The 12732-nt window shown below is 68.8% G+C and carries 14 protein-coding genes and 1 pseudogene; 9 read left to right on the top strand and 6 right to left on the bottom strand.

The window, feature by feature from the left end; translation table 11 throughout:
• Window positions 1–36 precede the first annotated feature (36 nt).
• From Q9R02_RS02285 to Q9R02_RS02270, 4 genes are all read left to right on the top strand, one after another.
• Window positions 37–516, top strand: coding sequence for a YbaK/EbsC family protein (locus Q9R02_RS02285; protein WP_305995008.1), 480 nt, complete (start codon window positions 37–39; stop codon window positions 514–516).
• Window positions 517–638: 122 nt separating this feature from the next.
• Window positions 639–2060, top strand: coding sequence for a ferredoxin reductase family protein (locus tag Q9R02_RS02280; RefSeq protein WP_305995007.1), 1422 nt, complete (start codon window positions 639–641; stop codon window positions 2058–2060).
• Window positions 2057–2563: an FMN-binding protein gene (locus Q9R02_RS02275; protein WP_305995006.1), complete on the top strand. Its 507-nt coding sequence runs from the start codon at window positions 2057–2059 to the stop codon at window positions 2561–2563. The genes Q9R02_RS02280 and Q9R02_RS02275 overlap by 4 nt, the downstream gene beginning before the upstream one ends.
• 6 nt (window positions 2564–2569) lie before the next feature.
• Window positions 2570–3346, top strand: coding sequence for an FAD:protein FMN transferase (locus Q9R02_RS02270; RefSeq protein WP_305995005.1), 777 nt, complete (start codon window positions 2570–2572; stop codon window positions 3344–3346).
• A gap of 64 nt (window positions 3347–3410) precedes the next feature.
• On the opposite strand, the gene Q9R02_RS02265 is transcribed toward Q9R02_RS02270, so the two are convergent.
• Window positions 3411–5378 (bottom strand): alkaline phosphatase, encoded by a 1968-nt coding sequence (locus tag Q9R02_RS02265; protein WP_305995004.1) that lies wholly within the window; start codon window positions 5376–5378, stop codon window positions 3411–3413.
• A gap of 184 nt (window positions 5379–5562) precedes the next feature.
• On the opposite strand from Q9R02_RS02265, the gene Q9R02_RS02260 reads away from it, so the two are divergent.
• Window positions 5563–5889 carry an antibiotic biosynthesis monooxygenase family protein gene (locus Q9R02_RS02260; RefSeq protein WP_305995003.1) on the top strand — a complete coding sequence of 109 codons (327 nt, stop codon included), beginning with the start codon at window positions 5563–5565 and terminating at the stop codon, window positions 5887–5889.
• Between the two features lie 127 nt (window positions 5890–6016).
• Here Q9R02_RS02260 and Q9R02_RS02255 read toward each other — a convergent pair whose 3' ends face one another.
• Window positions 6017–6634: a LysE/ArgO family amino acid transporter gene (locus Q9R02_RS02255; protein ID WP_305995002.1), complete on the bottom strand. Its 618-nt coding sequence runs from the start codon at window positions 6632–6634 to the stop codon at window positions 6017–6019.
• A gap of 71 nt (window positions 6635–6705) precedes the next feature.
• On the opposite strand from Q9R02_RS02255, the gene Q9R02_RS16465 reads away from it, so the two are divergent.
• On the top strand, window positions 6706–7224 hold the full coding sequence (locus Q9R02_RS16465) for an ArgP/LysG family DNA-binding transcriptional regulator (RefSeq protein ID WP_342006869.1): 519 nt from the start codon (window positions 6706–6708) through the stop codon (window positions 7222–7224).
• Window positions 7225–7248: 24 nt separating this feature from the next.
• Window positions 7249–7584 (top strand): annotated as a pseudogene (locus tag Q9R02_RS16460) (LysR substrate-binding domain-containing protein); the annotation flags it as partial.
• Between the two features lie 10 nt (window positions 7585–7594).
• On the opposite strand, the gene Q9R02_RS02245 reads toward Q9R02_RS16460, so the two are convergent.
• Both Q9R02_RS02245 and zapE read right to left on the bottom strand, forming a co-directional pair.
• Window positions 7595–8680: an ATP-binding protein gene (locus Q9R02_RS02245; protein ID WP_305995001.1), complete on the bottom strand. Its 1086-nt coding sequence runs from the start codon at window positions 8678–8680 to the stop codon at window positions 7595–7597.
• Between the two features lie 33 nt (window positions 8681–8713).
• Window positions 8714–9718 (bottom strand): cell division protein ZapE, encoded by a 1005-nt coding sequence (zapE, locus tag Q9R02_RS02240; protein WP_305995000.1) that lies wholly within the window; start codon window positions 9716–9718, stop codon window positions 8714–8716.
• A gap of 34 nt (window positions 9719–9752) precedes the next feature.
• Here zapE and Q9R02_RS02235 point away from each other — a divergent pair, with 34 nt between their 5' ends.
• On the top strand, window positions 9753–10322 hold the full coding sequence (locus tag Q9R02_RS02235) for a TetR/AcrR family transcriptional regulator (protein WP_305994999.1): 570 nt from the start codon (window positions 9753–9755) through the stop codon (window positions 10320–10322).
• Window positions 10323–10324: 2 nt separating this feature from the next.
• Here the strand turns inward: Q9R02_RS02235 and Q9R02_RS02230 are convergent, their stop codons facing one another.
• Window positions 10325–11326 (bottom strand): YeiH family protein, encoded by a 1002-nt coding sequence (locus Q9R02_RS02230; RefSeq protein ID WP_305994998.1) that lies wholly within the window; start codon window positions 11324–11326, stop codon window positions 10325–10327.
• A 70-nt stretch (window positions 11327–11396) separates the two neighbouring features.
• Here Q9R02_RS02230 and Q9R02_RS02225 point away from each other — a divergent pair, with 70 nt between their 5' ends.
• Entirely contained in the window at window positions 11397–12317 is a 921-nt protein-coding gene (locus tag Q9R02_RS02225; RefSeq protein ID WP_305994997.1) for a LysR family transcriptional regulator, read from the top strand.
• Here Q9R02_RS02225 and Q9R02_RS02220 read toward each other — a convergent pair.
• The gene (locus Q9R02_RS02220; RefSeq protein WP_305994996.1) at window positions 12308–12712 is read right to left on the bottom strand and encodes a nuclear transport factor 2 family protein; all 405 of its coding nucleotides are present in this window, start codon (window positions 12710–12712) and stop codon (window positions 12308–12310) included. The genes Q9R02_RS02225 and Q9R02_RS02220 overlap by 10 nt on opposite strands.
• Between the last annotated feature and the right edge of the window lie 20 nt (window positions 12713–12732).

Genomic DNA, 12732 nt, shown 5'->3' with positions numbered 1-12732 from the left:
CCCGCAGCAGCCGACGTCTCGTCTGGAAGGAACCCCGTGGATACCTCCGAACTGCCTGAACGCAGCCAGATCGTCCTCCGAAATGTCCTGGACGCCGGTCTGGACACCAGAGTCCGCGAGCTCTCGGACTCCGCCCACACCGCGGTCGATGCGGCGCGACTGCTCGGCTGCGAGGTCGGTGCGATTGCGAGCAGCCTCCTCTTCATCGCGGACGGCGACCCCGTGCTGGTCATGACGAGCGGACGGCACCGCGTGGACCTCCCCACCCTCGCCACCGCGATCGGAGCGATCGAAGTCCGCATGGCCAATGCGAAAGAAGTTCGCTCCATCACCGGTCAGGCGATCGGCGGAGTGGCGCCGGTGGGCCACCCGCGCCCGATTTCGACTGTTGTGGACTCCTCCCTCGGCGACTACGAACAGGTCTGGACCGCTGCGGGCACTCCCCACACGGTCATGCCACTCACGTTCGACGGCCTGATCGCTCTCACCAAGGGGACGGTCCTCGAAGTCTCCTGACCGCTCCGGCGGAGGAAAGCCGCTTCACAGCCACCGCATAGTTCCCGGGACCACCATGGAAGGCATGAGACAGCGGCCGGCGGTCATTCGCCGGCCGGCCGCCCGGCCCCAGGAGAACGATCATGAACACCGGCATCGCGGAACGGGGGTGGAGCCTCCCGGAGGCCGCCTCCGCGCCGTCCGAGGACTACCGCTCTGCGCTCCGGCGGCGCCTGTTCGCCGCGGATCTCGCCGTCGTTCTCTGCTGGGCGTCGACGGCTGGCGCCGTAGCCCTCTATCTGCTCAGCGGCGGGGTCTCCCAGATCCACAGCAAGGCTGACGCCGTCACCGCCCTGGGCATCATCGCCGGCCTGGCCGGAACCAATCTCATCCTCATCATGCTCCTGCTGGCCGCCCGCATCCCCTGGCTGGACCGGGCGGTGGGGCAGGACGTGGCCATCGGCTGGCACCGGCGCCTCGGAAAGCCGGTCCTGTACCTCATCCTGGCGCATGCCGCGCTCCTCACCCTCGGATACGCCGCGACGGACGGCCTCGACGTCGTCGGAGAGACCGCCGCCTTCCTCTCCAACCGTGACATGATCCTCGCGTACCTGGCGCTGGCACTGCTGCTCGCCGTCGTCGTGACCTCCCTCGTGGCGGTGCGCAGGAAGTTCCCGTATGAGGCCTGGCATCTGATCCACCTTCTCAGCTACGCCGCAGTGCTCCTCGCACTCCCCCACGAACTCAGCTACGGCGGAGTCCTCGCAGCCGGCACGGTGGAGCGGATCTACTGGATCGCCCTCTACCTCCTCGCCTATGGTGCCGCCGCCTGGTACCGCTTCGCGAAGCCGCTGCTCCTGTCACTGCGCCACGACTTCCGCGTGGTCTCGGTCGAACGGCTGGCCCCGGACGTCATCTCGATCCACCTCCGCGGCCGCGAGCTCGGGCGGCTCGGCATCGCCGGCGGGCAGTACGCCACCTGGCGATTCTGGTCGGCCCGCAATTGGTGGCATTCCCACCCCTTGTCCTTCTCCGCGATGCCCCACGGCGATCTGCTGCGGATCACCGTCCGGGGCGCCGGGAGCGGGACGGCCGGGCTCGCCGGGCTGAGGCGGGGAACGCGCGTCTGGTTCGAAGGCCCGTACGGGCTGTTCTCACGCCACGCCCGCTCCGCTCCGAACCTCGCCCTCGTCGGCGCCGGTATCGGAGTCACCCCGCTGCGAGCGCTGCTGGAGGATTCCCGCCATTCGGGTGGGGAGACCGCGTTGCTGGTGCGCGCCTCCGACGAATCCCAGCTCTACCTCTGGGAGGAGCTGCACACGCTGTGCGAATGGCACGGCGGCACCGCCTTCGCGGATGTCGGTCCGCGTTCCCGCGCCACGTCTTCCTGGCTCTCCGCGGATGCCGTCCGGCGCGGGGTGTCCCTCCAGTCGGTCTTCCCGCGAATTCTGCACTCCGATCTGTACATCTGCGGCCCTGGCCCCTGGGCCGAGCTCGTAGCGCAGGAGGCGAAGGCCCTTGGACTGGAAGACCATCAGATCCACCTCGAGAGGTTCGACTCATGAGAACGCGAGCAGTTCTGGGCGGTGTGTTCTCCTCCGCAGCGATCCTCATCGGTGCCTGGAGCCTCAGCGGTGCCCCGAAGGCCGTCCACGTCGCGGCTGCCGCGACGACCACGGGGACGACGACGCCGGGCAGCGGTACCGCTTCCTCCGGTACCTCCGGCTCGGCCGGCTCAGGTTCCACCGGCGGCGCGAGCCCCGCGCCGTCGTCGACCGCCTCTGCCGGCAAGGCTTCAGGCACCTACACTGGAAGTGTCGTGAGCACCCAGTACGGCAACGTGCAGGTGCAGGTGACCCTGTCTCAGGGCAAGATCACGGATGTGACGGCCCTGCAGCTGACCGACCGGGAGGGACGGTCGGTACAGATCAGCAACTATGCGGCCCCGATCCTCCGCCAGGAGGTCCTGACCGCTCAATCCGCGTCGGTGGACACCGTCTCCGGCGCTACCTACACCTCTGAGGGCTACCTGACCTCGCTTCAGGCGGCCCTGGATCAAGCAGGGTGAGGACACATGGCACGTCTCGTGTTCACCTCGATGGGCACCGTGATCAGCGTTCTGCGGCCGGGACCGGAGCTTCCCGCGTCCCTGGAACGCGCCGTCCGGGAGGAGTTCACCTCCCGCGACGCACGCTTCAGCTCTTACCGCGCCGACTCCGAGCTGAGCCGCGTGGCCCGGGGAGATCTGAGCTCCCTCACCGCAGGGCCCGAGTTCCGGGCCACCCTCCACCGCGCACTCGGATGGGAAGAGGCCACGGCGGGTGCCTTCAGCGTGCGGAGCCCGGACGGCATCCTGGATCTCGCCGGAATCGTGAAAGCGGAGGCGATCGAAGGAGCAGGGAACATCCTGAAGCAGACAGGTCTTCACGACTGGCTGCTGAACGCCGGCGGTGATGTCCTGGTGGGCGGCCACAACTACGGAGCCCCGTGGAAGGTGGGCATCGTGGATCCGGAGGACCGCTCCAAGGTCCTCGCGGGTATCGAGCTGCTGCCCGGGCAACGAGCCCTGGCGACCTCGGGAGTGTCCGAGCGCGGGAGTCACATCTGGAGTGCTTCCGGCCGCACGCCGTTCAGCCAGGTGTCGGTGCTGGCACCGGATATCGTCACCGCGGACGTCCTGGCCACCGCGATCATGGCGGGCGGCCACCGCACGCTCGAGGCGGCCTGCTCGCGCTGGGACATCGATGCGCTGTGCGTGACCGTCACGGGTGAACTGCTCACCACGCCGCGGCTGCGCCTTCAGCTGCAGGTGAAGCCCACGCACGACGGCGCCCTCCCCACGTCCGCATAGGACGCCGGGAGGGCGCCGGGCACGGCAGTGGGTGGCTGGGGATCACCCGGCCACCCACTGGGTGTCACTTCTGTGCGTTGCCCGCCTGGCTGTCCTGCGCCTTGCCGCCCTGGCGGGCGGTGGGAACCTTCAGGCCGAGGGCGTTGACCACGCTGAAGAACACCTCGGTGTTGTCGTGGAAGCGATTGAAGTCCGCCGAGCCGGGGCCGGATGCCACGAGGGCGACGTCATCCACGCAGTGCACGCAGTTGGTCTCCGTGTATGGCAGGTTGCCCTGCTGCAACTCACCGCCCGGCTGATGGGCCGGGTTGGGAACGGCCTTGCCGGAGGCGTCCAGGAGGGACGGCTGCACCGGGACCGGGTTCGGCAGGAAGTGGTCCGTGTGGTCCGGGTGGTTGTTCCAGCCGAAGAAGAGGCCGATTTCCGGGTTGGGGTCGTCCGGAAAGCCGTCTCCATTGCCGTCCGTGTATGTGGGGAAGCCGGCCTCGCCGTACACGCCGTTGGCGGGACGGTCCTGGTCCTTGCGACGGTCGTGTGTGCCGACGATGCTCATGGAGTGGTTGTGGTCCGCGCAGACCACGATCAGGGTCTCCTCGCCGTTCTCGGCGGCCCACTTCTTCGCCAGACCGATAGCCTGGTCGAACTCGATGGTGTCATAGAGGGCCCGGGGGCCGTCCATGGGGTGTTCCTGCTTGTCGATCGAGGCGCCCTCCACCATGAGGAAGAAGCCGTTGGGCTTCTTCGACAGGACCTTCAGCGCCGCGGCCGTCATGTCCGTGAGCTTGGGCTGGTCCTTCCAGTCACCCAGGACCTTCGGGTCCTTCAGGACGGCGCGGTCCAGGTACACGTTCAGGTGGCTCATCTGGAACTGGCCCAGGAGCTTCTCCGGTGCTCGTCCCTTCACGGCCTGCTGGAGTTCGGTGGCGTTGGTGGCCACGGCGAAACCCTTGGTGCGGAACTCGTTGATCAGGTTCCGCTCGTCCTTGCGCTTGGAACCCTTCTGGCTCTGCGGGATCAGGTAGGCCATGCCGCCGCCCATGAGGACGTCCGGGGTGCGGACGGGGTCCAGGATCTGGTCCATGATCTCGATGTACTCGCTGCGGCGGCGGGTGTGGGCCATGACGGCCGCCGGGGTTGCGTCCTGGATCTCCGCGGTGGTCACGACCCCGATCGCCATGTCCTTGCTGCGCTTGAGCAGCTCCGCCATGGTCTCCACGCGGGGGTGCTTGTTGACGTCCGTGGCGTTGGACTCGTAGACACCCAGTGCGTTCACGGCTGACTTGTGACCGGTCATGTAAGCGTGCATGGAGTTGGCGGAGTCCGTGGCGATCGAGTCCGAGCCGGAGGTGCTGATGATGCCGCGCGCCTCCATCTGGTCCATCTCCAGCAGGCCGTTGTACTTGCCTTCCGTGATGCCCTTGGACAGGATGCGGGCGCCGGTGATGGCGCCCTGGCCCATGCCATCGCCCAGGAAGAAGATGACGTTGCGCGCCTTGCGTCCCTGGGTCTTCGCGAGCACCACCTCATGCTGGACGGAGAACTCCGTGGTGTTCCCGCCAGAGGTGACGCGCACGCGGACGGTGAAGTCGCCGTCGTACGGGTAGGACAGCTGCCGGTAGGTGACCTCAAGACTGTCCGCGGCGTTGCTCGTCCGGACCGGCTCGCCGGCGAGAATGGCGGCGGGGCCCTTGGGACCGGAGACGGAGATCTCAATGCGGGCGGTGGCCGGGTCCACTCGGGACGCTTCGACCCGAAGGTCGAAGCGGGCACCCGCCAGGAACTTGGCGCGGTTCAGCGGGAGGATGCGGATGGGGCCGGAGACCGCGCCGCGGATCTCCGCTCCGACCGTTCGGGCGGTGAAGGCGTGCGGGCCCACGGCCTTCAGCCCGGCGACGTTGGCGGTTTGCGTGGCTGTGGCCTGCGCCGCGCCTTCACCCAGGCCGACAATCGCGACGGCGGCCGCGGACCCGCCGGTGGCGCGGAACAGATTGCGGCGGGAGAGTCCATTCGATTCCGGACGGTCATTGCTCATAGGAAGTGCCTCTCGGTGGTGGGGTGGCGTCCCCGGTGCGGTGTGATGATGCCAAGCGGTGACGGTACCCAGATGTGGTTCCTCCGGACCCAACTCATGGCGGCCTCCGCGCAACCATCCGGTTAACGGTCAGGAAACACACTGCTGACCTGGAGCAATGATCTGAGGGGTGAGAATAGGGGTCATGAGTGTCATCAAGATCAACGCCATCACCGTTCCCGCCGACTCCGGCGACGAACTCGCCAAGCGCTTCGCCGCCCGCGCAGGCGCGGTGGATGGCCAGCCCGGCTTCGAAGGTTTCGAGCTCCTGCAGCCGACCGACGGCCGGAACGTCTGGCTGGTCATCACCCGCTGGGCCGACGAAGAGAGCTTCGAAGCCTGGAAGGCCTCCGCCTCCTTCGGGCACGGCCACCGGAAGCCCGAGGGCGACGACGCACCGCGCCAACGCCCCGTCGGCACCGGTGCTGAGCTGTGGAGCTTCGCCGTGGCGGATCTGACGCAGGGAGCCTGATGAGGACCTGGTGGTCCTCAGCGGTGTGGATCGCCGGTGAGGACCGCCAGGGACACCGTGGGTAGACTCCACCGCGTGCCGGCATCCATCACGTGGAGTTCGTGCACACCTGACATCGCCCCGCCGTTCAGGTGCTCAGCACCAGCTGGGCGGCGATGAGGACCATCGTCACGGCGATCGCACCGTCCAGCAGGCGCCACGCCCACGGCCTGGCGAAGACCGGCGCCAAAAAACGTGCCCCGAATCCCAGCAGGCTGAACCACAGGACGCTCCCGAGCGCAGCCCCTGCGCCGAACGCCCACCGCCCGTCGCCATGCGCGGCCCCAAGTGAACCGAGCAGCAGGACCGTGTCCAGGTACACGTGAGGGTTGAGCCAGGTGAGGGCCGCAACCGTGGCCAGTGTCGCCCAGAGCCCCGCACCGGAGGAACCCTCAGCAGACACCAGCGCGTCCTTGCTCATGACCCGCCGCGCCGCCATGAACGCGTACACCAGAAGGAATGCCGCACCGGCCCATTTGGCCACCTGAAGAATCCAGGGCGCCGCATTGATCGCCACCCCGATGCCGCTGATCCCCGCCAAGATCAGCACTGCATCGCTCGCCATGCACAGCAGCACCACCGGTGCCACGTGTTCTCGCGCCAGCCCCTGCCGCAGGACGAACGCGTTCTGGGCGCCGATGGCGATGATGAGGGACAGTCCGGCACCCAGGCCGGCGAGGAAGATGGGAAGAACACTGAGAATCACGGATGAAACGCTATCCAGGCGCTCCATCTAAGGGAAGCTATACATTCTGAAGCACCATTAGACTTGCTAAGGTGATCGCCCACCCGGAGCAACTGCGCGCGCTGAGCGCCGTCGTCGAACATGGCACCTTCGATGCGGCCGCAGCGGCGCTCCACGTGACCCCCTCCGCCGTCAGCCAGCGGATCAAGGCTCTCGAGCAGCAGCTCGGCATGGTCCTGCTCCTGCGCACCAAACCCGCCGCGCCCACCGCGCCGGGGCGCACCGTCCTGCGCCTGGCCCGCCAGATCGCGCTGCTGGAGCAGGAGACCTCAGTGGAGCTCGGTCTGGAAGCATCGAGCGGCGCCCGGGTTCCCCTGGTGGTCAATGCGGACTCGCTCGCCACCTGGGTCCTGCCCGCGCTCGCACAGGTGCATGAGGTCAGCTTCGATCTCCTGGTGGACGACCAGGACCACACCACCTCCTGGCTCCGCGAAGGCGTGGCCATGGCCGCCATCACCTCCGACACCAGCCCAGTGCCCGGGTGCCGGGTCACTCCGCTCGGCGTCATGCGCTATCACGCCATGGCGAGCCCGGCGTTCCGTGACCGCTGATTCCCGGACGGGCTCACAGCCGACTCCCTCGCCTGGGCCCCGATGCTCAACTTCAACCGCAAGGACACCATGCAGCACCGGTTCCTGGACGCCTGGTTTCCTGACGGCAGACCGGAACCACCGTGCACCCACATCCCGTCCAGCGCGGAGTTCGTCAAGGCCACCGAGCTGGGCCTTGGCTGGTCCATGCTCCCGGACATCCAGGCGGAGGACGGGCTTGCCGCCGGCCGCCTGGTGGTCCTGGACCGGCGCCATCCCGTGGACGTGGAACTGCACTGGCAGCAGTGGTCCGTCGCGTCCACGGCCCTGAGCACCGTCGCAGCGGCCTTGCGGCACGAGGCGGCCCGGGTCCTGCGCTGAACCGGCCGGGTCACCGGGTCCGGAAGTAGTCCCCCATGCCCGGGATCGCGTAGCGGAGCTTCCCGTGCCCGGCCGGCTCCACCAGTCCGGCGTCGATCAACCGGGTCCGGTAGTTCCCCACCGCACTGGCCCGCATGCCGAGCCGGTCACCGATGTCCCCGCTGGCGGAGACTCCCCCGTCATCCTCGGCCATCGCCTCCAGGAACTCCCGGTCGCGTGCCGAGACGGACGCGAGCGCCGCCTCGATCACCGTCCGGTCATGACGACGGCGCGCGGCGAGCACGGCGCGTCCTACGGCGTCGTCGTCCAGCTCACCCACCTCGGCCTCCTTCCACAGGAAGTAGCCCACCAGCTGGATCAGGAACGGGTAGCCGCCTGTGGCGTCGGCGGCGCGCCGTGCCCGCTCCGGGGTGAGCCGCCAGCCGCCCTCGGCGAGCGTCTCGCGCAAAGAGCGCGCGACGTCGTCGACCGCCGCCGCGTGCAGGTCGATTCGGTCGGCGCGGCGCAAGAAGGTCGCCACGCCTTCGTTGAGGAGGTCGGAGACGGCGGATGGAAGGCCTGCGAACATCAGGCCGATCGGCAGGCCCTCGCGGATGAGGTGCTGGACGTCGGCGGCCAGGAGCGCCAGCTCTCCCCGGTTGGCGGCATGGATCTCATCCACCGTCAGGATCAGCCCCGTGCCCTGCCGCGACAGAAGGGCCAGGAGCGCGATCGCCTGGTCACGCCACTGGACCTGCTCCTCGGGAGCGAGCTGGGTGGTGATGCCGAAACCGGCCACCGACAGAGCGGTCACTCGCCGGCTCGCACGCCCCTCCCCCAGTTCCTGCGCCAGACGGCGCATGTGCTCCCCGATCCGCGCCACGAATCCGGGCGTGGCCGTCTCCGAGATCACGGCCCAGCCGGATGCGAGCGCGGCATCCTCGGCAGCCCCGAGCATGACCGTCTTCCCCACACCACGGACACCCGTGAAGATGGTCAGCAGGCCCGGTGCACCCGAGCCGAGCCGCAGCCCGTACACGAACTCATCCAGCAGGCCCTCCCGTCCGATGAGTTCGGGAGGGGTGGCGCCGGCGGTGGGCCGGAAGGGGTTGTTCATGAGCGCGAGCCTAACGGTGAACGCTTGTGAATTCTATGTATTCACTGAAGATGAAGCGAAGGGCCTGCCCGCCAGCATGGCGAGCCTGCTCGTCATACGATCGCTGTCCCTCAGCCGGGCCACCAGCGTGCCCGCCTGCGGGCGCGCAGCCTGCGAGATGAAACAGACGTCGACGCGCTCATCGCAGAGGACGTCCACCAACAGGGCGAAGCGCTGCAATGGCTCGCGCCCCACGGACTCGAGGCCCGGGACGTCCCCAATGGCCCAACTCCCATAGTGGGCCGCCACGGCGCGGTAGTCCGCCACGGAGAGAGGCGCCTCGCACAGTTCGCGGAACGTCGTGATCAACTCGCCCTCAACGCCTTCGCCCGCGGAGAGGGACCGTCCACCGCCCAACGGCAACGCGATACTCCGCAACACCTGCGGCGTGGTGGCTCCTGGACCCCATCCATCGCTCCGCCTCTGTGTCGTCTCCGCGCGGTAGTCGGGACCGCCGGTGAGTTCCAGGACGGTGAACCGTGAGGCGAGTGTGGCGATGACCGGTTCGGCCACGTGCTGGAACAGCGGATCAGGCAGCAGAGCCTCAGGTGGGTAGTTCGAGGTGGCCAGCACCCTGAGACCGCATTCCAGGGCCCGAGGCAACCAGCGGTTCATCAGATGGGCGTCAGCCACGTCGTGGAGGTGGAACTCGTCCAGCAGCAGCACATCCAGCCCCTCGGACAGGGAGTCAAGAGCCTCCGCAGAGCGGCCCGCACGCGCATTCAGCGCGTGGTGGACATCGTCCAGGAACGCATGGAAATGACGACGGCGCGTGCTCGCCGAGGGCAGCAAACCGAAGTAGGCATCCATGAGCCAGGTCTTGCCCCGGCCGACGCCTCCCCACAGGTACACGGACTCCGTGTTCGAGCCGCAGAGCGCCCGGGCGATGGACAGCTGCTGCCCGTCCAGAGTGATCCCGTCGTCCTCGGCCGCGCCCAGTAACCGCCCCAGAGTCACCCGAGGCGCCGCCTTCACCGGCCTGGTCCACAGTGTCCGCATGCCGGTACTCTACATCTATAGAGGGAGGAGGGTCATGGACGACCGCAGAACACTGATCTGCCGGGCCGCGATCGAGATTCTGGCCGATGGAGGCCTTCGGAGCCTGACCCACCACGGGATCGACCGAAGGCTCGGCCTGGCCCTCGGCTCCACCTCGTACTACTTCAGGACTCGCCACGCTCTCCTGATGGCCACCGCCGCATGGCTGGCGGAGGACTCCCGGCAGCACCTGTCCAGGGCACTCTCCGCACCCCGGCCAGCCGGATTGCCGGCCCACGACGCGGCAGCCCGGCTGGTGTCGGGCCAGCTGCTGGAGCTACTCGGCCCGCGGAGGAACCAGGCCTTGGCGCGCGCCGCGTTGCTGGGCGAGCCGGGCCTCGACCAGGACGTCCGGCGGGCTCTCGCACACAGCCTCTTCTCCGTCCCGGCGGCAGCACGGCTGTTCGAGGATCTCGGCGCCCCGGATCCCGCCGTCGCGGCGGAGGATCTGGTGTCCTTCCTGGAAGGACTGTTGCAGCGGGGGCTCTGGGCTGAGGCCCTGCCGTCCGAGGCGGAGGCGGACGCTGCGATCGCACGGCATCTGCGCCAGGTCCTCGGTGGCTGACGTCAGCCGATGAGCGTAGCGCCGGCCAGGCCCACAGCGCCCACCAGCACGGTGGACCCCACAGCCAGCGCCAGCAGGCGGCCGCCACGGGACAGCAGGCTCTTGACGTGCACGCCGGCGCCGAGCGCGAACATGGCGGCGGCCAGCAGGAACTGCTGCAGCAGAGAGGCGAGCTGAAGGAGGTCCTGCGGCATCGGCACCACACTGCGCAGCACGACGGCGGCCAGGAACCCGAGCAGGAAGAGCGGCACCACGGGCGGGCGCTTGGCTGTTCCGGCCTCCGCGGACGCAGCCGTCAGCTCGCCACCCCGGCGGGCGCCGGTCAGGGAGAGGATGGCCGTGACGGGGGCGAGCATGAGGACGCGGGCCAGCTTCATGGTGACCGCCAGTCCCAGGGAGGACCCGCCGAGGATCCCTCCGATGGCCACCACCTGGCCGATCTCGTGCACCGACGCCCCGGCCCAGAGCGCCGCCGTGTGTTCGGAGATAACCAGGAAACCGGCGAGCATGGGAAGCACAGGGATCATGAGCGTGCCGAACAGCACCACCAGAGCCACCGCCGTCACGGTCTCCTTCTCGTCAGCCTCGACCGTGGACTCCACCCCGGCCACCGCGGCGGCACCGCAGATCGAGAAGCCACAGGCGATCAGCAGCGCCTGGCGCCGCTCCACACCCAGCAGCCGTCCCAGACCAACGGTGCCGATGATTCCCACCGTCACCACCACCATCGCCAGCACAGGCACGCCCCAGCCAAGCGACAGGAGCATCGGGATGGAGAGCTGGAGGCCCAGAAGGACGATGCCGGCCCGCAGCGGGACCCGCGCCGCATAGGCCATCCCCGCATCATGCTGGCCCTTCAGCAGCCCGAGATTGCGGACCGCCACGCCTGCCACCATGGCCACCAGAAGGGCACTCAGCTGGGGAACGGCCACCGCGAGGAGGCAGGTCAGAAGCGCGACGCTCAATGCGATGATCAGGCCGGGGAGTTGACGCGAAGTGGGCATGAAGCCATGCTTTCAAGTCCGGCGGTCTCCCAGTAGACGCTGATTCAGCATGGACTCATATCATGGTGATATGAGCATTCACGACTGGGATCTCCGGCACTTCCGGCTCCTCGACGCCCTGGCGCGCTCCGGGAGCATCGGGGAGGCCGCCCGGACGCTCAGCCTGGCCCAGCCGAACGCGTCACGCCTTCTGGAGTCGATGGAGCGCAGCGCCCGATTCCCCCTGGTGGTGCGCTCTCCCCGCGGCAGCCGCCTCACGGACCGGGGCCTGGTGCTCGCCGGACTGGCCTCCGAGGTCCTGGCCGCCGCGGCGCAGCTAGGGCACGCCGTGGAGGCGCTCGCGGAGGAACGGGGCACGCTCCGCGTCTGCGCCAGTCTCACAGTGGCGGAGCACCTCATGCCCGCCTGGCTGGCCACCGCGCGCCAGCAGCTTCCCAGCCTGACCATCACGCTCGACGTCGGCAACTCGGCGTCCGTGTTCGGCCGCCTGCAGGAGGGAACCGCAGAGCTGGGCTTCGTGGAGGGACCGACGGTGCGGACCGGGCACCGCTACCTGGACGTCATGCGCGACGACCTGCTCCTGGTGGTGCCACCCTCGCATTCGTGGGCCGCGGCACAGCAGGTTGACGCCGCCGAGTTGCTGTCCGCCACCCTCGTGGTGCGGGAGGAGGGTTCCGGGACACGGCAGGTCACGGACCAGGCTCTCGCCAGACTCGCGCCCGGCGGCTCCCTGCCGTCGTACCTGGAAGTGGGGAGCAACGCCGCCCTCGTGGCGAGCGTCGTGGCCGGCCTGGGCCCCGGCGTCGTCAGCCGCCTGGCCGTGGCGGCCGAACTCAGCACCGGACGGCTGGTGGAGGTCCGGACACCCGGCCTGCGCCTCGCCCGGTCCTTGCGGGCGGTATGGCCGGCACGGACGAGTCTCAGCCCGGACGGTGAGTCGTTCCTCCGGCTCATCCAGACGCTCTCGGCCCCAGGGGCTTCTCAGCCCTGAGTCTCGTAGCTGTCGAAGCTGTCCAGAGCGGCGATCAGCCCGTCGCGCACGGTGAAGACGGACAGGATGCGGGCCTTCATCCGGTCCCCGACGGACCAGTGCGGCAGATCCATGCGTGAGGTGGCCTCCCAGTCGAGTTCGACCACCACGGTGTCACCGTCGGCCACGACCCGCCGGACCGTGTGCTCCTGCTCTCCCACCACCAGGTGGGACTGCTCAAGCCCCTTCAGCACCTGGGTGCGGTTCCGCATCGAGCGCTCCGGGGTGAGGGCGTTGGGCCATTCCAGCAGGTGGAAATCGTCCGTCAGGAAGGCGGCCAGCTCGTCCACGGGGGCCTGGCGGCCGACCGCGGCCACGTACTCCAGCACCAGTTCGCGGGGTGTTCTCACTGTCATAGACTGCAATCCTAGCCGCG

It is taken from the genome of Arthrobacter horti (assembly GCF_030731045.1).
Lineage (GTDB): Bacteria > Actinomycetota > Actinomycetes > Actinomycetales > Micrococcaceae > Arthrobacter_E > Arthrobacter_E nanjingensis.
Note: the sequence above shows the minus strand (reverse complement) of the source record. Positions and strands in the feature narration are given on the sequence as shown.

Coding starts and splice junctions, on each gene's coding strand:
- Q9R02_RS02280 (WP_305995007.1), top strand. CDS start 639: ATGAACACCGGCATCGCGGAACGGGGGTGGAGCCTCCCGGAGGCCGCC.
- Q9R02_RS02275 (WP_305995006.1), top strand. CDS start 2,057: ATGAGAACGCGAGCAGTTCTGGGCGGTGTGTTCTCCTCCGCAGCGATC.
- Q9R02_RS02270 (WP_305995005.1), top strand. CDS start 2,570: ATGGCACGTCTCGTGTTCACCTCGATGGGCACCGTGATCAGCGTTCTG.
- Q9R02_RS02265 (WP_305995004.1), bottom strand. CDS start 5,378: ATGAGCAATGACCGTCCGGAATCGAATGGACTCTCCCGCCGCAATCTG.
- Q9R02_RS02260 (WP_305995003.1), top strand. CDS start 5,563: ATGAGTGTCATCAAGATCAACGCCATCACCGTTCCCGCCGACTCCGGC.
- Q9R02_RS02245 (WP_305995001.1), bottom strand. CDS start 8,680: ATGAACAACCCCTTCCGGCCCACCGCCGGCGCCACCCCTCCCGAACTC.
- zapE (WP_305995000.1), bottom strand. CDS start 9,718: ATGCGGACACTGTGGACCAGGCCGGTGAAGGCGGCGCCTCGGGTGACT.
- Q9R02_RS02235 (WP_305994999.1), top strand. CDS start 9,753: ATGGACGACCGCAGAACACTGATCTGCCGGGCCGCGATCGAGATTCTG.
- Q9R02_RS02230 (WP_305994998.1), bottom strand. CDS start 11,326: ATGCCCACTTCGCGTCAACTCCCCGGCCTGATCATCGCATTGAGCGTC.
- Q9R02_RS02225 (WP_305994997.1), top strand. CDS start 11,397: ATGAGCATTCACGACTGGGATCTCCGGCACTTCCGGCTCCTCGACGCC.
- Q9R02_RS02220 (WP_305994996.1), bottom strand. CDS start 12,712: ATGACAGTGAGAACACCCCGCGAACTGGTGCTGGAGTACGTGGCCGCG.